This is a genomic window from Xanthomonas sp. CFBP 8443, assembly GCF_025666195.1.
GTDB lineage: Bacteria > Pseudomonadota > Gammaproteobacteria > Xanthomonadales > Xanthomonadaceae > Xanthomonas_A.
Genome location: NZ_CP102592.1, coordinates 4,071,578 through 4,095,899 on the forward strand (window position 1 = coordinate 4,071,578; position 24,322 = coordinate 4,095,899).

Sequence of the window (24,322 nt, forward strand, 5' to 3'; positions counted from 1 at the left end):
TCCGGTTCCGTACCGTCACCCGAACCGCCAGAGGGCGCAAGGGCGACAGCTGCAGACACTTCCTGGCGACATGCTCAAGCCTGTCACGCTGTTGAATCCGCGTTCCTCGCCAGCCGGGCACGACAGCCCTGCCGTGCCCGACTGGGTACTGGCCGACAAACTGGCGCCGCCGCGCTCGCGCGTGGCGGCGGTGGCGCGCGAAGCGTTGCTGCAGCGCCTGGACCGCGCCGCCGAACTGCCGCTGACCCTGCTGCTGGCGCCGCCCGGCTTCGGCAAGACCACCGTGCTCGGGCAATGGCACCAGCGCCTGCGCGAACGCGGCGACGCCGCAGTGGCGTGGCTGTCGCTGGACGAGGACGATGCCGATCCCGGACGCTTCCTCGCCTACCTGGCGCTGGCCGCGCGCGGCGCCGGCGTCGAACTGGGCGCGCCGCTGCAGGCCGCGCTGCAGCAGCAGGGCCAGGACCTGGACGTGGCCGCCACCCTGCCCGGCCTGATCCGCGCGATCCGCGCCGCGCCGCGCCGCCTGCTGGTCATCCTCGACGACTACGACCGCGGCCATGCCGCCGCGCTCGACGACGCGGTGACACGGCTGGTCGAACATGCCGGCGGCCAGCTGCACCTGCTGCTGGCGACGCGGCGCGCGCCGGCGCTGCCGCTGGCGCGCTGGGCACTGCAGGGCCAATTGGAACGCATCGGTGCGCGCGAACTGGCGCTGGACGAAGCCGAGACATTGGCGCTGCTGGGACCGCACGTGCCGGCCGCGACCGCCCGCCAGCTGCGCCGGCAGACCGAAGGCTGGGCGGTTGCGCTGCAACTGGCCGGGCTATGGCTGGGCGGCGACGAACAACGCCGCGACGACCTCGGCCGCTTCTCCGGGCGCACCGCCGAGCTGGCGGCCTACCTGGCCGAACAGGTGCTCAACGACCTGGACCCGGCGTTGCGCGCGTTGCTGCTGCAACTCTCGCCGCTGGAGCGGTTCAACGCCGCGCTCGCCGACGCGGTGCGCGAGCGCGACGACAGCGGCCGCCTGCTGGAGCGGCTGGCGCACTTCCAGGGCCTGCTGGTGGCGCTGGACGGCGAGCACGAATGGTTCCGCTTCCATCCGCTGTTCGCCGATTACCTGTATCAGCAGCTGGAGCGCGACACGCCGGGACTGGCGCCGCAGCTGCACCGGCGCGCCGCACGCTGGTTCGATGCGCACGGACAGTTGCCCGAAGCGGTACGGCATGCGGTGCGCGGCGGTGCGATCGACAGCGCCGCCGACTGCATCGCCCGCGCCGGCACCTGGCAGCTGCTGCTGCGCCACGGCACCGCGTCGGTGCGCGCGCTGCTGCGCCGGTTCCCGCGCAGCAGCATCGGCGAACGGCCGGCGCTGAACCTGACCCAGGCCTACCTGCACATGAAGCTGGGCGAATTCGCGCATGCGCAGACCCTGCTGGAACGCTTCCGCGATTTTCCCGAGCCGGTGCGCGCACCGTTCGAGCGCGACTACACGGTGGTGGTGGCGCTGCTGCGCGATCTGCTCGACCAGGTCTGCGCCAACCCGCGCGGGCAGGCGCAGATCGCCGCGCAGGCGGCGGCGCTGGACGAGGACGACCATCTGGGCCGTGGCACCCTGTGGTGCATCTGCGCCACCACCGCGCTGGGCCGCGCCGATTTCGCCGCCGCCGAACGCTATGCGCAGCTGGCCGGCACCGCGATGCAGGCCAGCGGCAGCGAGGTCGGCGCCAGCTATGCGCTGATCCATCTGGCGCAGAGCCACTACTATCGCGGCCAGCTGGAGCGGGCCGAGGCCATCTGCCGCCAGGCGCTGGCCATCGCCCAGCGCCAGCAACAGCTCGACCCCACCCTGCAGGCGGTCGGCCAATGCCTGCTGGCGCAACTGCAATGCGAGCACGGCCGTTACGACGACGCCGCCGACTGCCTGCAACCGGCGCTGGGCTTCCTCGAGCAGCACGACGGCTGGCTGGACGTGTACGCCGCCGGCTACGAGACCGCGCTGGTGCTGGCGCGGCAGCACGACCGCAGCGGCCGCGCCGCGCTGGACCTGCTCGACCACATCGACCGCATCGCGCATGCGCGGCACCTGGGCCGGCTCGCCGACCTGGCGCTGGCCTGGCGGCTGCACGTGCTGCTCGACCAGCCGCCCTCGGCGGCGATCGACGTGCTGGTCGCGCGCGCCGGCGGCGAGGCGCGTTTCGCGCACGCGCTGAGCCAGCCGCAGGATTGGCGTTTCCTGGCCGCGCTCGGCTTCGCCCTGGCCCGCTGGCATCGTCTGGGCGGCCGCACCCGCGCCGCGCTGGCGGTGCTGCAGGGCGTGGAGGCGGCATGCGTGGCCGCCGACAACCGCGTGCATCTGGCGCGCGCGCGTGCGCGCATCGCGCTGGTACTGCACGACCGCGGCGAGTCCGCCGCGGCCCTGCCCTACCTGCGCCACACGCTGCAGCACGTCGCCAGCACCCAGGCCTGGCAATGCCTGCTGGAACTGGGCGTGCCGGGCAAGGCGCTGCTGCGCATGGCACGCCAGCAGGATCCGCAAGCGGCGCCGAACACGACCCTGGCCATGACCATCCAGACTCTGCTCGACAAGCTGCGCCACGGCCAGGACAGCGCTGCCGAGCTGTTCAGCGAACGCGAACTGGAAGTGCTGGCGCTGCTGGCGCAGGGCGCCGCGAACAAGCAGATCGCGCGACGCCTGGCGTTGTCGGAGAACACGGTCAAGTTCCACCTGAAGAACCTGTACCGCAAGCTGGAAGCCGGCACCCGCGAAGCCGCGCTGGCCAGCGCGCTGCAACGCGGCCTGCTGCAGCGCATGGCACCGCCGGATGCCGCGCTGGACTGAGTGCGATCTCGCAATCGCGAGAGTGGTCGCTATTTTGTGGGAGCGACTTCAGTCGCGACAGGCGTTACCGGGAAAGCCCGTCGCGACTGAAGTCGCTCCCACAGGTTGAGTCGGCGCTGACGCAGGCCGAAGCCTGCGGCGCCATCATGTGCGAAAGGCTCTGCAGATCGCTGATCGCAACCTGCAGCGCAACTGCGGCCGCTCAGCCGAACACGAACTTGCCCTTCATCATCGCCCAGTGCCCGGGGAACGAGCAGAAGAACGTGTAGTCGCCGCCCTTGCTCAGCTTGGCGGTGGAGAACTTGACCGTGTCCGACTGCCCGGCGCCGATCACCTTGGTATGCGCGATGATCCGCGCATCGCCCTTGGGCAGGTAGTTGTCGGCCAGGCTGGAGCTGGTGCCGGCATTGGCCACCGCCTGGAAGTCCGCGGTCTTGGTCAGCACCCAGTTGTGGCCCATCACCGCGGCGGCGAGCTTGCCGCTGTGCTTGAGCGTCAACGCCACTTCGGTGCAGTCGGCGGCGACCTTGATCTGGGTCTGGTCGAAGGACATCTGGTCAGTGCCGGTGATGGTCACCGCGCAGGTCTTGGCCCAGGCGGCCGGCGCGAACGCGAGCGCGGCAAGGACCAACAGGGGAGACAGGAACTTCGCTTTCAAGACGGACTCCTTGGACAGTGGGAACGGCAAGCGCGAGCAACCTCGCCACCGATGCGACGCGCGTGCAGCGATGTCGCCAAGACTGTCTGCCTTTGCACAAATGTTTGTCAACGACGATCGCTCGTGCACTGCAGCATCGGCGCAGCGGCAGTGTCGTCCTTTCCTAGGCGGATCCCGCCGCGCTCGCGCATACGGAGCACGCGCGCAGCGCGCAATCCCGCGCGGGAGCGGTCACGTGGATGGGGTCCGCCCGAATGCAGGACACGTTTTAAGCGCTGCGGAAGAATGCGTGCAATGGATCGTACAGCGCCATCCTCGGCGCCGGCACCGGCAACGGCCCGCGCTTGCCGGCCGCCACCTGCGCGAACGCGTGCTTGAACCGCGCCATCTCCGGCGCGGTGCCGATGGTGATGCGCGAGCGGTTCGGCCACAACGCCCAGCTGCGGCCGACGAACACGCCATGGGTCGCCATCGCATCCATGAACTCCTTTGCCGGGCGTTTCACGTCGACCATGAAGCAGTTGCTTTCCGAGGCGGTACACGCATGGCCCTGCGCGCCGAGCCAGCGCACCACGTCGTTGCGGATGGCGCTGTTGAGCGCGCGCCGCTGCGGCACCAGCGCCGGATCGCGCAGGCTGGCCAGGCCGGCGGCGACCGCGGTCACCGGCAGGCTGTTGACGCTGTAGAACTTCAGCTTGGCCAGCAAGTCCGGCCGCGCCACCGCATAGCCCAGGCGGATCCCGGCCATGCCGTAGAGCTTGGAGAAGGTGCGCAGCACGATCACATCGTCGCCGGCGGCGACGCGATCGACCATGCTGCTGGCGCTGTCGGAGAAATGCAGGTACGCCTCGTCCACCACCAGCACGCTGCCCTTGGGCTTGTGCGCCAGCGCGTAGTCCAGGTCCTTGCGCGCCGTCACCGAACCGGTGGGATTGTTCGGGTTGCAGATGTAGATCACCCCGGCGATGGCGTCGGCGGCGCACATCGCCTGCACGTCGTGCGCGTCGTCCTTGCGCAGCGGCACCTTGATCACCTTGGCGCCGTTGCGCGCAGCGGCGCGCCAGCCGGATTCGAAGGTAGGGTCGGCGGTGACCAGCGACGCGCTGGGCGAGGTGAACGCCAGCATGGCGTAGTCCAGCGGCTCGGTGGAGCCGGCATAGGCCATCAGGTGATCGATGCCGACGCCGAGCTGGTCGGCGAGGGTCTGCAGCAATTCCAGTTGCAGCTCGCCCAGGTAGCGTCCGCCGCTGGGCACGATCGCGGCGATCGCGCGCTGCGCGGCCGGCGACGGCCCGCCGGGATATTCGTTGGCGTTGATCAGCACCGGCGCCAGCTCGGCGCCGGCCGCCTGCGCCGCGCCGGGCGCGGCCTGCGCCAGCCACGGCGCGCCGAAGCCGGCCGCGGCGACGAGCGCCGATTCCTTGAGAAACGTGCGGCGCGAACACGACGGTCGTTGCATGGCGGATTCCTCGAAAACATGGCGGAAAAGGGGTGCCAACGCGATTTGGACAGCCGGCCTGGCGTGGCCACGCACGACCGCCCCAGCACCGGACACGGCCACGCGGCCGGCCGCATTGCCCGACAGGCGCTACGGACGCACCGCGACGACTTCGATCTCGATGCGGTACAGCGGATTGCCCAGCGCGGCGATCTGGAACGCCGAGCGCGACGGCAGGTTGGGCTGCTCGGGTGTGCCGAAGAACTGCCGGTAGCCCTCCATGAAACCGGCGAAATCCATCTTCCCGTCCAGCGCCGGATCGCCGACCAGGAACGCCTGCATCTTGACCACATCGCGCATGCCCAGGCCCATGCCTTCCAACTGCGTCTTGATCTGCGACAGCACGCTGATGGTCTGCGCCTTGGTGTCGCCGTAGGCGGCGGGCGAATCCTTCGGCGCGGCGGGGTCGATCGGCCGCGGCACCGCGCCGCTCAGATAGACCGTGGTCTTGCCGGCCGGAATCTCCACCGCCGCGGAAATCGGGAAGTCGCTGTTGGGGATCTTGTGGCGCACGATCTCGGCGGCGCCGGCCAGGGCGGGCAGCCACAGCGCGGCGCACAGGCCGGCACGGAGCGAGCGGGAAACGGACGAACGGCGCATGCGGAATTCCTCGCGATCGAAAAAGGGAATGGAGCGGTGACGGCTCAGTGCCGCAAGGTGCGCACCTCGTCGGCGCTGAGCTTGCCCGGATAATCGTTGCCGAACTCGCTGCGCACGTAGTGCACGACCTCGGCGACCTGCCGGTCGTTGAGCATGCCACCGAAACCGGGCATGCCGCCGCGGCCGTCGAGCACCATCATCGCCACATATGGCGCCGCGGCCACCTTGGGGTTGCCGGCCAGCGCCGGATATTCGCCGCCGCCGCGCGCGCCCTGTCCGCCCGGCATGTGGCAGCCCTGGCAGATCGCCGCGTACACGGTGGCGCCGGAGGCGGTGGCGAAGGTGGCCTGCGGATACAGCGGGGTGGCGTCGGAACTCTGCGCCGCGACCGGGCCGATCGCCGGCGGCAGCATCAGCGCCAGCACCCCGGCGGCGACCGCCGCAGCGAGCATCCAGTGACGGTCGAGCTTCATGCGTGGTCTCCGTTGACGGCACGGCGATGCAGGCGCTCGATCGCATCCAGCGCCGAGGTGATGGCCCCTTCCTGCCAGGCCGGAATGTAGGAGGCGTGTTCGCCGGCGAGGGCGATCCGGCCATCGATCTGGCACAGGTTCTCGTAGTGCTCGGCGCGCGCCGCGTCGCTCCACATGCCGAAGCAGCCGTGGGTGAACGGCACCCGGTGCCAGCCCACGGCGATGCCGTTGTCGAATTCGCGCGGATACTGCGGATGCAGTTGCGTGCCGTACTCCACCGCCTTGGCCACGCGTTGCTGCGGGGTCATCGAGGTGAACTCGAACGCCTCCAGTCCCCACACGTAGGCGCCGAGCAGCACGCCCTTGCCGGCGCTCTGGAAGCCGGTGCTCGGATAGCTGATCAGGGTGATCGGCAGGTCGGTGTAGCTGATGCCGCCGTAGATCGCCTCGTCCTCTTCCCAGAAGCGGCGCTTGAACTGCAGCCCCACCTTCACCGACGCCGCGTACGGCACCTGGCCGATCGCCGCGGCCATCTTCTCGCCCACCGCCAGCGGAATGCGGCTGAGGATCGACAGCGGGATCGTGCACACGCACCAATCGGCTTTCGCCAGCTGCTCGGCGCCGTTGCCGTCCTGGTAGGCGACGCTGACCCCGTGCGCGTCCTGGTCGATGCGGGTGACCCGCGCGTTGTAGCGGATTGCGTCGCCGAGCTCGCGCGCGAACGCCTTGCCGATCTGATCCATGCCGCCGACCGGCTGGAACATCGCGGTCTGCATCTCGTAGTTGTTGCCCGCCGCCAGCGTGGTCCACAGCCGCGAGCGCAGGATGTCCTGGGCGGTGAACGGTTCGGAAAATTCCGGTTTGCCGGACAGCCCGCCGCCGGGATATCGGGCGAAGCCGCGGCGCTCGCTGCTCTCGCGGCCTCTGACGTAGCCGAAGTCCTTGTCCAGCGCGCCCCAGTTGCGCAGCGACTCGAGCAGGATCTCCCGGTCCTCGCGCTGCACCTGCGCATCCAGCGCGCCCTGCCGGGTGCTCTTGGCCAGCAGTTCGGCCACGTGCCCCTTGTAGTCGGCGTCGATGTCGCGGAAGCGCTGCGGCTTGCCGCCGAATCCGGCGCGGCTGTGCAGCAACGCGTTGAAGTTGACCTGCACGAACGGTTCCAGCGCCACCCCGAACTGCTTGCAGTAGGACAACACCGCCTTGTGATGGTGCGGGATGCGCCACGGGCCGGGATTGAGGTACATGCCCTCGTCGAACCCGCACTGCTGCTCGAAGCCGCCCAACTCGGTGTAGCGATCGCCGCCGCGCAGCGTCCAGTTGCGACCGCCGGGACGCGCGTTGTACTCGAGCACCTGCACGCGATAGCCGGCCTTGCGCAGTTCGTAGGCCGCGGTCAGCCCAGCCAGGCCGGCGCCGAGCACCAGCACCGACGCGCCCTTGGCATCGCCGTCCAGCCGCGGCACGCCGCCGAAGCGCGATTCGGCGGCCAGGCCCAGGCTGTGCATCGCCTGGTACATCATCGCGCCGCCGCCGGCCAGGCCGATCCTGGCGAGCAATTGGCGGCGGGTCATGGCGCCCCTGGTGGTTGCTTGCATCGTCGACATCGCCTCACGGAGTGCGGATCGACCATAGCCGCCGCGACGGCGGCGCAGGCCGCGTGCGGCGGGTAGGTCGCGATGGAGCGGGTAGGAACGCGGACGGCGCGGCAGTACGCGGGCGAGCACTCCGCTGGCGGACGTACCCTCACCCCAACCCCTCTCCGGGGGAGAGGGGCTCGAACCGCTCAGAAGCGGTAGGTCAGCTTGGCGTAGTAGCGCGCGCCGAAGTAGCCGATCGGGCTGCCGGTCAGGTACGGCGAGTTGTAGTAGCTGAGGTAGTTCTTCTCGAGGTAGCCGTATGCCGCTGCCGGGACCTTGTCGGGGTATTTGTTGAACACGTTGTCGCCGCCGACGCTGACGGTCAGCTGCTCGTTGGGCCGCAACGTCAATTCGACGTTGGTCAGCGCCATCGTGCCGATCTTGTGCTTGTAGTACGGCGCGCCGTTGACGTCGACCACGTCGAGCTGACTCAGCACGCTGTCGGGGAAGATGTCGCCGTTCCACTCGTCGTACGGCGCGATCAGCTGGTACTGCGGGCCATAGATCGCCTCGGTCACGCGCAGGCTGAACTTGCCCACATTGAACGTGGCGCCCAGGTTGACCCGGTACTTCGGCGCGTTGTTCTCCAGGTTGGTCAGGGTCGCGGCGCTGTACATCGTGGCGCCGCCGAGCACCTCGGGCGCTGGCTTGGCGCTGAGCACTTCGGTCTTGTTGTAGTTGGCGGCCAGCACCCAGTCGATCGAGCCCCAGTCGAACTCGGTGATGTAGTTGGTCACCCAATCCACGCCGGTGCTGCGGGTCTTGAGCGCATTGTTGAAGATCGCCACCGAGATGTTCTGGCGTGCGGTGGCGTCGAGCGAGCCGCCCGGCGCCGCCGGGTCGATACCGCCGAGGTAGCCGAAGTCGACCAGCGCCTGGCCCAGCGCGGCGTTGTAGGCGTCGTCGGGGGTGCCGTCGCCGTTGGTGTCGCCCGGCTGGCCGGCCTTGGAATACTCGAAGGTGCCGACGCCGATGCGGTCGGAGATGGTGATGCGGTAGAAGTCGAGCGTGCTGTCGAAGTTGGGCATCGGCCGGAACACGAGACCGAGGCTGTAGTTGGTGCTGGTCTCCGGCTTCAGGCTGCCGAAGCCCAACGCCGCCGCGGCCGCACTGTTGGGCTGCAGCGTCGGGGTGGCGCTGGTCGGGCCGACCTGCACCGCCGAGTAGTAGCCTTCCTGCAGGGTCGGCGCGCGGAAGCCGGTGCTGGCGGTGGCGCGCACCGCGAAGGTGTCGCTGAGGTCGAAACGCGTGGTCAGCTTGCCCACCGCCTTGCTGCCGAAGTCGCTGTAGTCCTCGTAGCGCCCGGCCACGTCGACCAGCCAGCTCTCGGTCGGGTTGAACACCACGTCGGCGTACGCGGCGTAGCTGTGGCGGCTGTAGGAACCGGTGTTGAACAAGGGGTTGTAGCCGGGGAACGAGGACGCGCCGGCACCGTAGTACGAGGTCGGATCGCCCGGATCGATGCCGTACTGGTCGCGCCGGTACTCGACGCCGGCATTGAATGTGAGCGGCTGCGACAGCCCCACGTCGAAGTCGTGCGTGGCATTGAGGTTGGTGGTCCACTGGCTGGCCCAGAACGTGCCGTCGTAGAAGTCCTCGGGCGAGGCGCCGAACTCCTGCCACAGGCTGAAGTTCATCGAATTCAGCGTGTACACGTCCATCTTGTTCTTGCCGTAGCTGCTGGAGAAATCCCACGACCAGCCGGCCAGCACGCCCTTCAACCCGGCGCTCAGGTCGTAGTCGACTTCGTCGGAGGCTTCGGACGGATTGAAGCCCAGCGGATACTTGTGCGAGACCTCGCCGCTCGCTGGATCGACGTAGCCGCCGTCCTGGCTCGGACGGCGGTAGTTCTCCTCCGACTGCGCGGTCTTCTTGCCGAAGCTGCCGAAGGCATAGAACTCGAGGGTGTCGCTCAGCACCGCGCCGGAGTTGAAGAACAGCGTCTTGCGGTGCACTTCCGGCGGATTGAGCCAGGCGTTGACGTTGGGGAAGCGTCCGTTGAGGGTCATGCCCTGGACGTCGTCGGCCAGGAAATCGGCCATGTCCGGATTCACCGCCGAGCAGTCGGCGTAGTTGGCCACGCAGTCGGCGTAGCTGTACGAACCCAGCCGGTACACGGTCTTGCGGTTCTCGACCTCGGCGCTGAGACTGAAATACGCATCGTCGTTGCCGAAACCGATGTTGGCGCCCCACGTATCAGTGCCGCCGCCGCCATCCTTGTAGCCGGCGTAGCCGGCATCCACCTCGCCACCCTCGTGGTTCTTCTTGAGGATGATGTTGATCACCCCGGCGATCGCATCCGAGCCGTACAGCGCGGCGGCGCCGTCGGTCAGCACCTCGACATGGTCGATCGCCGCGGCCGGGATGAACGACAGATCGGCCGAGGCCGCGCCGGTGGTGACGTTGACGTTGGACGTGATGTGGCGGCGCTTGCCGTTGACCAGCACCAGCGTGTGGTTGGGCGACAGGTTGCGCAGGCTGGCGGTGAGCGTCTGGCTGGCCATGTCGCTGCCGGTCTGGTTGGCGTTGTAGGACGGCACCTGGTTGGCGATGGCGTTGATCAGGTCCGGCGCGGCCGACTGCTTGAGCATCTCCGCACTCACCAGCTGGATCGGCGCCGGGCTGTCGGTCACCGCCATGTTGGTCTTGCGCGTGCCGGTCGAGATCACCGTGATCGCGTCCAGCGTCTTGGCCTCGCCGCCCGGCTCCTCCGCCAGCGCCGGCGCGCCGGCCAGCAGCAGCGTCAGTGTGGCCAGCCCGCGGCCGTGACGCGCATTGCACAGTCCCCTGCCCACCGATTCCGCCAGACGATCGGATTGCAAACGCTTGCTCATGTCCAAGACCCCCGAGATGACGTGGATGTGGCGTGGATGCGCACCGGCCCCCGGACCGGCGACGGCCGCGATCGCGGCGTGCAGGGACCATAGCCAGCGCGCAGCGCCGGGCGGCCGCATCCGACGGGTAGGTGCGCAGCGCCCGGGTGGGCAGGCGCCGGCCAGGGCCACGACGCGGGTAGCGGCATCCGTCGCCGCGGGTACTGCGTTAATCTCGGCCGCTGCCGCTACGGACCCCGCACATGCTTCAGCTCCGCCGCTCGTTCTCGCGCCACGCGCCATGGCCGTGCTGATCCAGCCGCGCCCGCAGCTGCTGCTGCTCGATTTCGATGGCGTACTGGCGGGCTACACGCGCGCGGCGCGCATCGCGCATCTGGCCGACCACAGCGGCTGCGATCCGGCGCGGGTGCGGCAGGTGCTGTTCGCCTCCGGGTTGGAGACCGCCTACGACGGCGGCGACATCGCCACGCCCGATTATCTGCAACGGCTCGGCGCGGGCCTGGGCGCGCACGTGAGCGAGGCCGACTGGATCGCCGCGCGCGTGGCCGGCAGCCGCGGCGACCCTGGCGTGATCGAACGCGTGCTGGCGCTGGCCGACCGGATCGACATCGGCGTGCTGACCAACAACGGCGCGCTGATGGCGCAGGCGATCCCACGGATCGTGCCGGCGCTGTTCCCATTGCTGCAGGGGCGCGTGCTGTGCAGCGGCGCACTCGGCGCACGCAAGCCGCAGGCCGAGGTCTACCGCCGCGCGCTAGACCACTTCGGCGTCGCAGCGCGGCACGCACTGTTCATCGACGACCTGTTCGTCAACGTACGCGGCGCACGCGCGACCGGCATGGCCGCAGAAACCGCCAGCGGCGCCCGCGCCCTGCGCCGCGCACTGGCGCGGCACGGCTTGCCCTGACATACCGCGAGCAACCGGCAAATTCGCCGTCGCTGTCGCTTTGCTATCGCGTCTATTGCAGCGAACTGCGGCTGCGGCTGCTGTTGCTGTTGCTGTTGCTGTTGCTCAGGATTTTGATCTTGCCGTTCGGGGCCCCCTAGAGCGCGGCGAGGTGGACAGGTACAACCCCCGCAGGGGGCGCCACGCAGGATGCGTGGCGTTTTCCGCTGGCACATGGATGTGCCATCGGAAAATTCCTGTCCACCTCGCGCACCCGGAGCGCAGCGGAGGGCGCGCGTCGGGGTGTGCTTGACCAGCCTTCGGCTGTTGTAAAGCGCTTCTTTTGGTTACTTTGATCAGCCTTCGGCTGCTGTGAAGCGCTTCTTTGCACAAGCAAAGAAAAGTGACTCGCGCAAAGCGCGAAAGCTTTGCCTTTGCCGTTACCCCATCGGAACCAACCGACCAACTCAACGCTTACCGACATACTCCTGCAGCGCCAAACGCAACCGCATCAACCCCTCGGCCATCTCCTGATCGGTGATGTTCAACGAAGGCACGAAGCGCAACACATCCGGCCCCGCCTGCAACGTCAACAACCCATGCGCCGCAGCGTGATCGAGAATCGCCCCGGCCTGCCCCGCATGCGCCTGATTCAACACCGCGCCCAGCATCAAGCCACGCCCGCGCACCTGCGAAAACAGCTTGAACTCCTCGTTGAGCGCAGCCAACCCCTGCCGCAGCGCCGCCGCCTGCCGCGACACATTCGCCGCGATCGGCGCCGACGCCAGCTTGCGCAGCGCCACCCGCGCCACCGCCGCCGCCAGCGGATTGCCGCCGAAGGTGCTGCCATGCGCACCGAACTGCATGGTCTCGGCGACCTTCGGCCCGGCCAGCAACGCACCGATCGGGAAACCGCCGCCCAGCGCCTTGGCCAGCGTCACGATGTCCGGCGTCACGTCGTCCTGCCAGTGCGCGAACAAGGTGCCGGTGCGGCCCATGCCGCACTGGATCTCGTCCAGCAGCAGCAGCGCACCGTGGTGGTCGCACAGCGCGCGCACCTGCGCCAGGAAACCCGGCGCGGCCGGCATCACCCCACCCTCGCCCTGCACCGGCTCGATCATCACCGCGGCCACGTCGCCGGCGGCCATCGCCGTTTCCAGCTGCACGATGTCGTTGAAATCCACGTAGCGGAAACCGCCCGGCAGCGGCTCGTAGCCTTCCTGGTACTTCGGCTGCGCGGTGGCGGTGACCGCGGCCAGGGTGCGGCCGTGGAAGCTGCCGCGGAACGTGACGATGACCCGCCGGTCCGGCGCGCGGCCCTGGCTGGCCGCCCACTTGCGCACCAGCTTGATCGCCGCCTCGTTGGCCTCGCTGCCGGAGTTGCACAGGAACACCTTGCGCGCGAAGCGCGAGGCGGCGACCAGTTCCTCGGCCAGGCGCAGCGGCGGCTCGCTGTAGAACACGTTGCTGGTATGCCACAGCTTGCCGGCCTGCTCGAGCAGCGCTGCGGTCAGGTCCGGATCGTTGTGGCCGAGTCCGCACACCGCGATGCCGGCGGACAGGTCGATGTAGTCGCGGCCTTCGCTGTCCCACACCTTGGCGCCCTGGCCGCGCTCCAGCACCAACTGGCGCGGGCGGTAGATCGGCAGGTAGTAGTGCTGGCCAAGGGCGATCAGGTCCGCGGCGGAGGAAGCGGTCATCGAAGGAACATCCTGCGGGAAAGCGTTCGATTATAAGACCGCCGGCGGCGCCTGCCGGGATCGCCGGCGGCGGCCCGCCCGACACGGCTGGGCCACGGCCCGGCATCCACCGCGGCGGAGCGCGAGCCGGTTCGCACGCCCACCAAGATTTCACCGGCGCGCCGCCTCCGGCCTCGTCCGCCCGGCGCCGCGATCGCGATGCGGGGTCGGTTAGCATGAGGGCATGCGACTGTTCACCGATCCCCAGCTCGCCCCGGCGAGCGAGCACGGCTGGCGGCGACGCTGGTTCGACATCATCTATCGGCACGACACCCGGCCCTCGCGCAACTTCGACCTGCTGCTGGTCGCGGCGATCGTGGCCAGCGTCGCGGTGATCATGGCCGACAGCGTCCCGGCGCTGCACGCGCGCTACGCCCGCCCCATGTACGTGCTGGAATGGGGCTTCACCGCACTGTTCACCGCCGAATACGTGCTGCGCCTGGCCACGGTGAAGCGGCCGCTGCGTTATGCGCTGAGCTTTTGGGGCGTGATCGATCTGCTGTCGACCCTGCCCACCTACGTCTCGTTCCTGCTGCCTGGCGCGCAGACCCTGCTGGTGGTGCGCGTGCTGCGGGTGCTGCGGCTGTTCCGCATCCTCAAGCTGACCCGCTACGTCGAGGAAAGCAGCCTGCTGGTCGACGCGCTATGGCGCAGCCGGCGCAAGGTGTTCGTGTTCCTGTTCGCCGTGATCACCCTGGTGGTGATCTTCGGTGCACTGATGTACGTGGTCGAAGGGCCGGCCAACGGCTTCACCAGCATCCCCACCGCGATGTACTGGGCGGTGGTGACGATGGCCACGGTCGGCTTCGGCGACATCGCCCCGCTCACGCCGCTGGGCCGCGCGATCACCTCGGTGCTGATCCTGATCGGCTACAGCATCATCGCCGTGCCCACCGGCATCTACACCGCCGAGCTCGCCAACAGCCTGCGCGACGCCGACCGCGATCGCGCGCCGGACCAGCGCAGCTGCGCGCGTTGTGGCCTGCAAGGCCACGACCGCAGCGCCGGCTATTGCCGCAACTGCGGCCAACCGCTGCCCGACGCCGCGGCCTGAAGACTCACCACACGCCGGTGTTCGGCATCGACGCCCACGGTTCGGCCGGGGCCAGCGCCGCGCCCTTCTGCAGCAGTTCGATCGAGATCAGGTCCGGGCTGCGCACGAAGGCCATGCGCCCGTCGCGCGGCGGGCGGTTGATGACGATGCCCTGCGCCTGCAGGTGCGCGCACGTGGCGTAGATGTCGTCGACCTCGAACGCCAGGTGGCCGAAGTTGCGCGCGCTGCCGTAGTCCTCGTCCGAGCCCCAGTTGTAGGTCAGTTCGACTTCGGCTTCCGGGTTCTCCGGCGCGCCGAAGTACACCAGGGTGAACTTGCCGGCTTCATTGTCGATGCGGCGGGTCTCGTGCAGGCCCAGGCCTTCGGTGAAGAACTTGCTGGTCTTCTCCAGGTCGTGGACGCGGATCATGGCGTGCAGGTATTTCATGGCGACAACTCCAGTGAGTGGGGGGAAACGGCAGGATCGGCAGACGCTACGGCAGGGATCCCGCACAAGCGCATAGGGTAGCGCCCGCGGCGTGCAGGCGCGGGCAAGCGCGGCGAGCGGCAGGTGCGGCTGGTATGCATGGCAGCGCTCGACGTCAGCCTCTCCAGGGCTTTTCCTCAACCATCAGCGCACCCAGCTCCTGCCGGAGAACACGGTGGCCTCAGGTGATCCACCGCCGCGAGCAATGCGGAGCTTCCAGGCTGCGGATAGGATCGGATCGGGGCTGAAGCCCCTCCTACAGGGCACCGGTCAGTTCATCCAGATCCCTGTGGAAGTGGCTCCGGGCGACCACCGCCATCCGTCGCAATGAACGGTTGCCACGCGCGCATCGGTGAACCCACCGGCTGCGGACCCCGTCGAGGTTGAATCCCCTCCTGCAGACAGATGCGCCAGCACGCCGCGCATCGCCACCGCACGGTTCCTGCCTGGTCACGCCGTCTTGCCGCTCCGGCGCATGCCGGCGCAATCAATCCAGGAACAGGTCCGGCAGCAATGGCTGCGACGGATCCAACGCGTAAGCTGAAAGGTCGGTCACACCGGCCGCGGCCAGCACCTCGTCGTCGATCAGGAACTGGCCATGGAACCCGGCCGCCGGCCGGGTCAGCAGCGCATGCGCCGCGTCGGCCATGATCTCCGGACGACGCCCGTTGCCTGCGCTGACGCCCGGGATCATGTTCAGCGCCTCGGTGGCGATCAGCGTGCGCGGCCACAGCGCGTTGACCGCCACGCCCTGCGGGCCGAATTCGCCGGCCAGGCCCAGGGTCACGAAGCTCATGCCCATCTTGGCCAGCGTGTAGCCGGTGTGCGGCGCCCACCATTTCGGATCCAGCGACGGCGGCGGCGCCAGGGTCAGGATGTGCGGATTGGCGCTGCGCAACAGATGCGGCAGGCAGGCCTGCGCGCACAGGAAACTGCCGCGCGCATTGACCTGCTGCATCAGGTCGAAGCGCTTCATCGGCGTGTCCAGCGCACCGCGCAGCCAAATCGCGCTGGCGTTGTTGACCAGGATGTCGATGCCGCCGAATGCCTCGACCGTGGCCGCCACCGCCGCGCGCACCTGCTCCTCCTCGCGGATGTCGCACTTCAGCGCCAGGCCGCGCCCACCGGCCGCCTCGACCGCCGCCGCCGCGCTGTGAATGGTGCCGGGCAACTTCGGATTGGGCACCGCCGACTTGGCCGCGATCGCCACGTTGGCGCCATCGCGTGCCGCACGCAGCGCGATCGCCAGGCCGATGCCGCGCGAGGCGCCGGTGATGAACAGGGTTTTGCCTTGCAACGTCATGGGATTGGGGATTCGGGATTGGAGATTCGTCGCAGCTTAGCGCCTTGTCGCCTTGGACAACCCAGACACAGCCATGCGCCCACCAATCCCGAATCCTCAAGCCCAAGCCCTCAGGAGGTTCGGAGACTCCCCAACTCAAGGCCCTGCTGCCCTGCCAGAAAAATCCTCAGCCACAGCCATGCGCCGTTACCAATCCCGAATCCCAAATCCCCAATCCCGGCCTCTCAGGGCTTCGGCCCCTGCCCCTCGTTGTCTTCCCACTTGAGCAGGCGCCGGGTCACGAACCGGTAGACCGGCTTGCCGGTGGCGAACCACAGTTCGCGCACCCAGGAGTGGCGCTTGAGCAGGCGCAGTTCGACCGGGGTCAGCGCGTGCCGGCAATACATGCGCTTGTGCTTGAGCAGGTGGCGCAGGTCCTCGCGCGCCAGCAGCCGCATCCAGCGCGCGCGCGGCGCACCGCGCACCGCCAACTGGAAGTCGATCAGCGCCGGGCTGCCGTCCTCCAGCACCAGCCAGTTGGCTTCCTTGGCCAGATCGTTGTGTGCCACGCCGCGCCGGTGCACCTGCTGCAGCAGGCGCCGCGCGGCGCGGAAATAGGCCAGGTCGCCGCGCGGCGGACGCTGGTACATCGCGTCGCCGGCCAGGTAGCTGCGGTCCAGGAAGGTGCCGTCCCAGCCGCGCAGCTGCGGCGTCGCCGCCATGCCGGACAGCTGCTGCAAGGCCCGCGCCTCGCGCCGCGCCAGCCACCAGGCCGGCAGCCGCAGCCACCACGGCGCGGCGGTCAGGTCGCGGCGCACGAACACGCCCGCGCCACCGTCGCGCACCAGCAGGATGCGCCCGAAGCTGTCGGACTTGAGGATCTGGGTGGAGGCGGCCGGCGCGCGTGTCATCACCCCAGTTTAAGCGGATCGCCATGCTCGCCCACTTATAATCCCCCCATGAATGCATCATGGATCGACGCCACGCTGGAGTGGGTCGCAGCGCATCCCCTCCTGGCCGGCGCGGTCATCTTCGCGATCGCGTTCTGCGACGCGGTGATCGTGCTGGGCACGATCGTGCCGGCGCTGCCGCTGCTGTTCGCGATCGGCGTGCTGATCGGCCTGGGCCAGATTTCCGGTCCGTACGCGGTGGTCAGCGCCGCCCTCGGCGCGCTGGCCGGCGACGCGCTCAGCTACTGGGTCGGCCATCGCTGGGGCCACCAGCTGCGCAACTACTGGCCGTTCCGGCGCTATCCGCAGCTGCTGGACCGCGGCGAGACGATGTTCCGCCGCAATGCCTTCAAGAGCATCCTGATCGCGCGCTACGTCGGCGCGATCCGTCCGTTCGTGCCGGCCGTGGCCGGCATGATGAAGATGCCGTTGCGCCGCTATTTCCTCGCCAGCAGCGTCGCCGCGGTGACCTGGGCGCTGCTGTTCCTGGGCCCGGGCTGGCTGCTCGGCCAGGCCTACGACGCGGTCGCCGCGGTCGCCGGGCGCCTGTTCCTGGTGCTGGGCCTGCTGGTGCTTGCGCTGGGGCTGGTGTGGGCGATCGTGCTGTACGGCTATCGCTGGTCGGCCGGGCACATGGACGCGCTGCTGGCGCGCGGCCTGGACTGGTCGCGACGGCACCCGCTGCTGGGCCGCTATCCGATCGCGGTGTTCGATCCGCAACGGCGCGAATCGGTGCCGCTGGCGATGCTGGCGGTGATGCTGCTGGCGCTGGGCTGGGGCTGGTTCGCGCTGCTGATGGTGGTAGTGGGCCACGGCGAGCCGCTGTCGCTGGACCTGGCCGTGCACGACCTGATGCTGGCGCTGCGCAACCCGCTGGCCGACTACCCGATGACCGCGCTGGCCTCGCTCGGCGACTGGCAGGTGCTGGTGCCGGCCACCACGCTCGGCCTGGTCTACCTGATCTGGCGCCAGCGCTGGATGGCCGCGGCGCACTGGCTGGCGGCGCTGGCCTTCGGCCTGGCCCTGACCAAGCTGCTCGGCACCACCGTGCACGTGGTGCGCCCGCCGGCGGCCAGCAGCGGCTTCGGCTTCCCGTCGGTGGCGGTGACCATGGCCACGATCAGCTTCGGCTTCTTCGCCGTGCTGATCGCCCGCGAACTGCCCGGGCGCTCGCGGGTGTGGCCGTACCTGCTGTCGGGCGTGCTGGTGACGCTGATCGGTTTCGCCCGCCTGTACCTGGGCGCGCATTGGCTCAGCGACGTGGTCGGCGGCATGCTGTTCGGCATCTTCTGGCTGCTGGTGCTGGGCATCGCCTACCGCCGCCGCTTCAACCGCTCGTTCTGGATGAAGCCGCTGGCGTGGCTGTTCTACGGCGGCTTCGTCGCCGCCGCGCTGTGGTATGCGCCGCGCGACCTGGAGCGCAAGCTGGCCAAGTTCGAACCGCCGCCGCCGGTGCGCATGGATCTGGCGGCGAGCGCGTGGTGGCGGGACGAATGGCGCCTGCTGCCATCGCGGCGCAACGAGTTCGACGACAGCCAGCGCTGGCCGCTGGACCTGCAGGTGGCCGGGCCGCTGGCGCCGCTGCAGCGCCAGCTCCAGGCCGCCGGCTGGCGCGTGCAGACGCAGGCCGGCTGGCAGCAGGCGCTGCAGTTGCTCGACTACAAGGCCCAGGCCGAACAGGTCCCGGTGCTGCCGGCGACGCTGGACACCCAGGTGGAATCGCTGTTGATGCTGCGCAGCGGCCCGCGCCCCGGCGAACTCTACGCGCTGCGCCTGTGGCCGGCACCGGCGCGGCTGCAACCCGGCAACGTGCCGCTGTGGCTGGGCAGCGCGCAGAGCCTGCGCTACGAACGCCACTTCAACCTGATCGGCCTGTGGCGCCCGCTGCGCGGCGCCGACCCGGCGCTCAACGCGGTCACCGAGGCGCTGAGCGCGCTGCCCACGCGCAAGGACATGCACCGCCCGTCGGATGTGCCGGTGCTGCTGGTGCGCAGCGAGGGCGAGGCGCCGGTGGAGGCCGAGTAACGCGTCCCCTTCTTCAGCCCTTTACCGCCAGGGTCGTGTAGCGAAGCCATGTAGGAGCGACTTCAGTCGCGACAGGCACTACGACAACCTGTCGCGCCCGATGATCAAGGCCGCCTTGCGTTGCACCTACACGTTCGGTGCCATGGTGTGGAACGACCCGGTCGCGATGGCGCATGTCGCGGCTGAAGCCGCTCCTACAAAACGCCGGGCGCCTGGCATTTCGGCAGAAAGCGCCCGGCAGGCAAATGGCAACTCGCCACGCACGCGCCACCGATACCCCGCCAATCCCCAATCCCGAATCCCAGCCCTCAGGGTATCCACCCCAGCAACTGCTCCAGCCGTTCGTGCGGATCGTCTTCCTGCAGCAGCGCCAGGCGCTGGCGCTCGTCCAGCGGCAGCAGTTCGGCCAGGCGCCAGCCGACCCAGGCCGCCTGGTCGAGCAGGCGCGGGCCGGCCACCGGGTACACGTCGGCGGCCTGGTCGAGGATGCTGTCCAGCACGGTCGACAACAGCGCGTGCTGCGGCTGCAACTCGTCGTCCTCGTCCGGCTCGCGCCAGTGCACGTCGCCGACCACCAGGCCGTTGTCGCGCACGCGGCTGCGCAGCACGTGGAAGCGGCGCCCGCCGCGCAGGCTCAGCACCAGCACGCCATCGGCGCCGACGTCGAAATCGACGATGCGCGCCTCGGTGCCGTACGCCGCCGGCACTGCCGGCGTGCCGGTCTCGGTGCCCTCCAGGATCAGGCACACGCCGAAGCCGCTGTCGTTGCGGCCGCACTCGCGCACCATGTCCAGGTAGCGGCGTTCGAACACGCGCAGCTTGATCGCCGCACCCGGCAGCAGCACCGCGTGCAGCGGGAACAGCGGCAGCGTGCTGCGTTCCTCGCTCATGCGCACGCTCCAGCGTGCAGCACTACGCTCACTGCAGCGCCGCCAGGAAGCGCCGCGGCGCGCCGTCGAAACCGCCATTGGACATGAACACCACATGGTCGCCGGCCCGCGCCTGCGCCTGCAGCGCCGCCAGCAACGCCTCCACGTCCGCGGCGGCACAGGCCTGCCCGCGCACCGTGGCGATCACCTTGGCGGCGTCCCAGGCCAGTTCCGGCCGCTGCAGGAACACCACCGCATCGGCCGCGTCCAGCGCCGGCGCCAGCGCCTGCGCGTGCGCGCCCAGGCGCATCGAATTACTGCGCGGCTCCATCGCCACCACGATGCGCGCCGCGCCGACCTTGGCGCGCAGGCCTTCCAGCGTGGTGCGGATCGCGGTGGGGTGATGCGCGAAATCGTCGTAGACGGTGATGCCCTGCGCCTGCCCGATCACTTCCATGCGCCGCTTGACGCTGCGGAACCGCGCCAGCGCCGGCATCACCTGCGCCGGCGCCACGCCGACCGCGTGCGCGGCGGCCAGCGCCGCCAGCGCGTTCATCACGTTGTGCCGGCCGAGCAGCGGCCAGCGCACTTCGCCCAGTTCCTGGCCGTGGTGCAGGACAGCGAAATGGCTGCCGTCGGCGGCCAGCGCGCGCGCGCTCCACTCGAACGCCGGATCGAAACCGAAGCGCTCCACCGGCGTCCAGCAGCCCATCGCCAGCACCTCGCGCAGATGCGCGTCCTCGCCGTTGACGATCAGTCGCCCGCGTCGCGGCACGGTGCGTACCAGGTGATGGAACTGGCGCTGGATCGCGGCCACATCGGGAAAGATGTCGGCGTGGTCGTATTCGAGGTTGTTGAGGATCGCCACCAGCGGCCGGTAGTGCACGAACTTGCTGCGCTTGTCGAAGAACGCGGTGTCGTACTCATCGGCCTCGACCACGAACAGCGGCCGCTGCGCCGCGGGCGCGCCTTCGCCGCCGTTCGCGCCGCTGGCGACCACTGCGGACGCGTTCGCGGCGGCGGCCGGGGACGCGGTGCGGCCCAGCCGCGCGGACACGCCGAAATCTTCGGCCACGCCACCGATCAGGAAGCCCGGCTCGCGGCCGGCGGCCTGCAGCAGCCAGGTGAGGATGCTGGTGGTGGTGGTCTTGCCGTGGGTGCCGGCCACCGCCAGCGTGTCGCGCCCGGGCAGCACCTGCTCGCTCAGCCACTGCGCGCCGGAGGTATAGGCGCGGCCGGCATCCAGCACCGCCTCGACCGCGGCGTTGCCGCGCGACAGCGCATTGCCGACGATCACCTGCTCGCAATCGGCGCCGATGTGCTCGGGCAGATAGCCCTGCTTCAGCGCGATGCCGAGCTGCTCCAGTTGCGTGGACATCGGCGGATAGATCGCCTGGTCGCTGCCCTCGACCGCATGGCCGAGTTCGCGCGCCAGCGCGGCGACACCGCCCATGAACGTACCGGCGATGCCGAGAATATGGATCTTGCTCATGCGCCGATTGTCGCCGATCCCCCGGCGCGCGCAAACCGGCGCGACGGCGGCAGGACCCGCCGCCGCCCAGCATCGGCAAGGCCACGCGCGCCACCGAGTGCATGCGAATGGCAACCGCGTCAAGTAGGGAATTCCCCACACCCCCTGCAGAAAACTCCCGATAGGCAAGTCGGGAGCCGACATCGAAAATGAACAGGCCAGCCGCAGCACCCTGCGGTCCTACTCCCCAAGAGGCCATCCCCAAGGGAGCTCATGTTGCGGGGCCCTGAGCAAGCCCGTTCGCTGGCACCTGACGGTTCCGGCCTCCCGCCCGCGTCCACGCGTGGCGGGAGGCATGGATTTGGTCTTGGCCCACTGCTGGCGCCGGATGACGTTGAATCTTGGGCAGAATGCGGTTCGCCGACGACATGGCGCGGACGCGCGGCAGCCGAAGTCAGGACGGCGCCTGGCGGGCTTGAGCGCTGCGCGCACCCCGCACACGCCTGCCTTACGTCCTTATCCCTTGCAGGAGCGGCTTCAATCGCGACGAGCGAAGTGTGAGAGGTGCAGACTTCGGACACAGCCTGTCGGGGCTGAAGCCGGCGGCGCAATGCGTTGGGACTGAAGTCACCCCTATAGTGCTCCAGCGGCTGGCCGCCAGCTTCCCCTGTGGGAGCGACTTCAGCCGCGACGAGCGCAGCAGCAGACCGCGCAGTATCCGAACAGGACCGCGTCGGGGCTGAAGCCCCTCCCACACTGTCCCAGCCAGCGAAGCGCGCGGCTATTGCAAGAGCGGTTCCAAGGCGACGATCGCAGCGGCGGACAGCGGCGGATGTGCCGGTGGCGGATACGGTCCGGGCCGAAGCCCCTCCTACGGTGCACTAGGCCAGATGCCGCAGCCTGCGCAGTACCTCCGGGATCGGCCCGGAAGCATTCGTGCCGAGCGCCGCCTCGAGGCGGCCGCTCGGCACGGGACCGCCTCAGCGGCCGATCGACGCCAGAATGCGCGCCAGCACTTCGTCCAGCGAGCCGACGCCGTCCACGCGCGCCAGCGTGCCGCGCTTGTCGTAGAAGCCGATCACCGGCGCGGTCGAATCGTTGTACACCTGCAGGCGCTTGCGCACCGACTCGGGATTGTCGTCTTCGCGGCCTTCGGCCTTGGCGCGGCCGGCGATGCGCTCGACCAGCAGTTCGGTGGCCACGTCCAGCTGCACCACCGCGTCCAGCGGCTGGCCGATCTTGGCCAGCAGTTCGTCCAGCGCCGAGGCCTGCGCCAGGTTGCGCGGATAGCCGTCGAGGATGAAGCCGTTGGCGACGTCGTCGCGGCCCAGGCGCGATTCGAGCATGCCGAGCAGGATGTCGTCGGAAACCAGGTCGCCGCGCGCCATCACTTCCTTGGCCTGCACGCCCAGCGCGGTGCCGGCGGCGACTTCGGCGCGCAGCAGATCGCCGGTGGAAATGTGCGGAATCTGCAGCTTGTCCTTCAGGCGGGCCGCCTGCGTGCCCTTGCCCGATCCGGGCGGTCCCAACAGAACCAATCGCATCAACCTGACTCCTCGAGGAAATTACCGTGCGCGGCCGGCGGCGTTAGACTCGGGGGCCACGCCTGCGCTGTACCGCAATTTCCCCAGCTTACCGCATCCGGGCAATGTCCCGGCAATGTCCCCACCCCAGGAGCGAGCCCCGACCATGGCCCAAGGCACCCTGCTGTACGCCCAATCCGGCGGCGTCACCGCCGTCATCAATGCCAGCGCCGCCGCCGTGATCGGCGAGGCGCGCGCGCGCAAGGTCAAGGTCCTGGCCGCGCGCAACGGCATTCTCGGCGCGCTGCGCGAGGAGCTGATCGACACCTCCAAGGAGTCGGCCGCGGCGATCCGCGCGCTGGCGCACACGCCCGGCGGCGCGTTCGGCTCGTGCCGCTACAAGCTCAAGTCGCTGGAAGCCGACCGGGCCAAGTACGAGCGCCTGCTGGAGGTGTTCAAGGCGCACGACGTGCGCTACTTCCTCTACAACGGCGGCAACGACTCGGCCGATACCGCCTGGAAGGTGTCGCAGCTGGCCGAGGCCTTCGGCTACCCGCTGCACTGCATCGGCGTGCCCAAGACCATCGACAACGACCTGGCGGTCACCGACACCTGCCCCGGCTTCGGCTCGGCCGCCAAGTACACCGCGGTGTCGGTGCGCGAAGCGGCGCTGGACGTGGCGGCGATGGCCGAGACCTCGACCAAGGTGTTTGTCTACGAAGCGATGGGCCGCCACGCCGGCTGGCTGGCCGCCGCGGCCGGGCTGGCCGCGCAGTCGCCGGACGACGCGCCGCAGATCATCCTGTTCCCCGAGCGCGCCTACGACGAAGCGGCATTCCTGGCGCAGGTGCGCAAGGTGGTGGACAAGGTCGGCTGGTGCGTGGTGGTGGCCAGCGAAGGCATCCAGACCGCGGACGGGCGCTTCGTCGCCGATGCCGGCGGCGGCACCGACGCGTTCGGCCACAGCCAGCTCGGCGGCGTGGCCTCGTATCTGGCCGGCAAGGTCAAGGCCGAACTCGGTTACAAGGTGCATTGGACGCTGCCCGACTACCTGCAGCGTTCGGCCCGCCACATCGCCTCCAAGACCGACTGGGAGCAGGCGCAGGCCGCCGGCAAGGCCGCGGTGCAGTTCGCACTGAAGGGCATGAACGCGGTGATGCCGGTGATCGTGCGCAGCAGCGACGCGCCGTACCGCTGGAAGATCGAGGCCGCGCCGCTGAGCAAGATCGCCAACCACGAGAAGAAGATGCCGCCGGCGTTCCTGCGCAAGGACGGCTTCGGCATCACCGACAAGGCGCGCCGCTACCTGCAGCCGCTGATCCGCGGCGAGGCCTATCCGCCCTACGATCGCAACGACGGCCTGCCGAAGTACGTGGCGCTGAAGAACGTGGCGGTGAAGAAGAAGTTGCCGGCCTGGGAGGGCTGACGGGCGAGGGACTCGGGAATCGGGAATCGGCCATCAGCGTGCTTCGCTTGTCGCCGAAGAACAGTGCTGCTTCGGTGAAGCCTGGT

At 69.4% G+C, this 24,322-nt stretch carries 18 protein-coding genes; 5 read left to right on the forward strand and 13 right to left on the reverse strand.

What is annotated here, in order from left to right:
• The first annotated feature begins 70 nt into the window (after positions 1 to 70).
• Positions 71 to 2,845 (forward strand): winged helix-turn-helix domain-containing protein, encoded by a 2,775-nt coding sequence (locus tag NUG20_RS17065; RefSeq protein WP_263395615.1) that lies wholly within the window; start codon positions 71 to 73, stop codon positions 2,843 to 2,845.
• Positions 2,846 to 3,047: 202 nt separating this feature from the next.
• On the opposite strand, the gene azu is transcribed toward NUG20_RS17065, so the two are convergent.
• The 6 genes from azu to NUG20_RS17095 form a co-directional block, all read right to left on the reverse strand.
• Positions 3,048 to 3,488 (reverse strand): azurin, encoded by a 441-nt coding sequence (gene azu / locus NUG20_RS17070; RefSeq protein WP_286038028.1) that lies wholly within the window; start codon positions 3,486 to 3,488, stop codon positions 3,048 to 3,050.
• Positions 3,489 to 3,771: 283 nt separating this feature from the next.
• Positions 3,772 to 4,962: a pyridoxal phosphate-dependent aminotransferase gene (locus NUG20_RS17075; protein ID WP_263395616.1), complete on the reverse strand. Its 1,191-nt coding sequence runs from the start codon at positions 4,960 to 4,962 to the stop codon at positions 3,772 to 3,774.
• A gap of 129 nt (positions 4,963 to 5,091) precedes the next feature.
• Entirely contained in the window at positions 5,092 to 5,601 is a 510-nt protein-coding gene (locus tag NUG20_RS17080) for a RidA family protein (RefSeq protein WP_263395617.1), read from the reverse strand.
• A 44-nt stretch (positions 5,602 to 5,645) separates the two neighbouring features.
• Entirely contained in the window at positions 5,646 to 6,074 is a 429-nt protein-coding gene (locus NUG20_RS17085; RefSeq protein WP_263395618.1) for a c-type cytochrome, read from the reverse strand.
• The gene (locus NUG20_RS17090) at positions 6,071 to 7,645 is read right to left on the reverse strand and encodes an NAD(P)/FAD-dependent oxidoreductase (RefSeq protein WP_263395619.1); all 1,575 of its coding nucleotides are present in this window, start codon (positions 7,643 to 7,645) and stop codon (positions 6,071 to 6,073) included. The genes NUG20_RS17085 and NUG20_RS17090 overlap by 4 nt, the downstream gene beginning before the upstream one ends.
• 212 nt (positions 7,646 to 7,857) lie before the next feature.
• Positions 7,858 to 10,545, reverse strand: a complete 2,688-nt coding sequence (locus NUG20_RS17095; RefSeq protein ID WP_263395620.1) for a TonB-dependent receptor plug domain-containing protein — start codon at positions 10,543 to 10,545, stop codon at positions 7,858 to 7,860.
• A 280-nt stretch (positions 10,546 to 10,825) separates the two neighbouring features.
• Between NUG20_RS17095 and NUG20_RS17100 the strand changes: the two genes are divergently transcribed.
• Positions 10,826 to 11,452, forward strand: coding sequence for an HAD-IA family hydrolase (locus NUG20_RS17100; RefSeq protein WP_263395621.1), 627 nt, complete (start codon positions 10,826 to 10,828; stop codon positions 11,450 to 11,452).
• Between the two features lie 446 nt (positions 11,453 to 11,898).
• On the opposite strand, the gene NUG20_RS17105 is transcribed toward NUG20_RS17100, so the two are convergent.
• A complete protein-coding gene (locus NUG20_RS17105) occupies positions 11,899 to 13,131 on the reverse strand; it encodes an acetylornithine transaminase (RefSeq protein ID WP_263395622.1) in 1,233 nt (410 codons plus the stop codon).
• 223 nt (positions 13,132 to 13,354) lie between these two features.
• Here NUG20_RS17105 and NUG20_RS17110 point away from each other — a divergent pair, with 223 nt between their 5' ends.
• Positions 13,355 to 14,224: an ion transporter gene (locus NUG20_RS17110; protein ID WP_263395623.1), complete on the forward strand. Its 870-nt coding sequence runs from the start codon at positions 13,355 to 13,357 to the stop codon at positions 14,222 to 14,224.
• A 4-nt stretch (positions 14,225 to 14,228) separates the two neighbouring features.
• Here NUG20_RS17110 and NUG20_RS17115 read toward each other — a convergent pair whose 3' ends face one another.
• From NUG20_RS17115 to NUG20_RS17125, 3 genes are all read right to left on the reverse strand, one after another.
• The gene (locus NUG20_RS17115; RefSeq protein ID WP_263395624.1) at positions 14,229 to 14,651 is read right to left on the reverse strand and encodes a VOC family protein; all 423 of its coding nucleotides are present in this window, start codon (positions 14,649 to 14,651) and stop codon (positions 14,229 to 14,231) included.
• Between the two features lie 526 nt (positions 14,652 to 15,177).
• On the reverse strand, positions 15,178 to 15,993 hold the full coding sequence (locus NUG20_RS17120; RefSeq protein WP_263395625.1) for an SDR family oxidoreductase: 816 nt from the start codon (positions 15,991 to 15,993) through the stop codon (positions 15,178 to 15,180).
• Positions 15,994 to 16,217: 224 nt separating this feature from the next.
• On the reverse strand, positions 16,218 to 16,883 hold the full coding sequence (locus NUG20_RS17125; protein ID WP_263395626.1) for a serine/threonine-protein kinase: 666 nt from the start codon (positions 16,881 to 16,883) through the stop codon (positions 16,218 to 16,220).
• A gap of 48 nt (positions 16,884 to 16,931) precedes the next feature.
• Here NUG20_RS17125 and NUG20_RS17130 point away from each other — a divergent pair, with 48 nt between their 5' ends.
• Positions 16,932 to 18,947, forward strand: coding sequence for a bifunctional DedA family/phosphatase PAP2 family protein (locus NUG20_RS17130; protein WP_263395627.1), 2,016 nt, complete (start codon positions 16,932 to 16,934; stop codon positions 18,945 to 18,947).
• A gap of 308 nt (positions 18,948 to 19,255) precedes the next feature.
• Here NUG20_RS17130 and NUG20_RS17135 read toward each other — a convergent pair whose 3' ends face one another.
• From NUG20_RS17135 to NUG20_RS17145, 3 genes are all read right to left on the reverse strand, one after another.
• The gene (locus NUG20_RS17135; RefSeq protein WP_263395628.1) at positions 19,256 to 19,837 is read right to left on the reverse strand and encodes an LON peptidase substrate-binding domain-containing protein; all 582 of its coding nucleotides are present in this window, start codon (positions 19,835 to 19,837) and stop codon (positions 19,256 to 19,258) included.
• 28 nt (positions 19,838 to 19,865) lie between these two features.
• The gene (gene mpl, locus NUG20_RS17140) at positions 19,866 to 21,308 is read right to left on the reverse strand and encodes a UDP-N-acetylmuramate:L-alanyl-gamma-D-glutamyl-meso-diaminopimelate ligase (RefSeq protein ID WP_263395629.1); all 1,443 of its coding nucleotides are present in this window, start codon (positions 21,306 to 21,308) and stop codon (positions 19,866 to 19,868) included.
• Between the two features lie 959 nt (positions 21,309 to 22,267).
• Complete coding sequence (locus NUG20_RS17145) at positions 22,268 to 22,831, reverse strand: adenylate kinase (protein ID WP_263395630.1); 564 nt, start codon at positions 22,829 to 22,831, stop codon at positions 22,268 to 22,270.
• A gap of 145 nt (positions 22,832 to 22,976) precedes the next feature.
• On the opposite strand from NUG20_RS17145, the gene NUG20_RS17150 reads away from it, so the two are divergent.
• Positions 22,977 to 24,236, forward strand: coding sequence for a 6-phosphofructokinase (locus tag NUG20_RS17150; protein ID WP_263395631.1), 1,260 nt, complete (start codon positions 22,977 to 22,979; stop codon positions 24,234 to 24,236).
• Positions 24,237 to 24,322 lie beyond the last annotated feature (86 nt).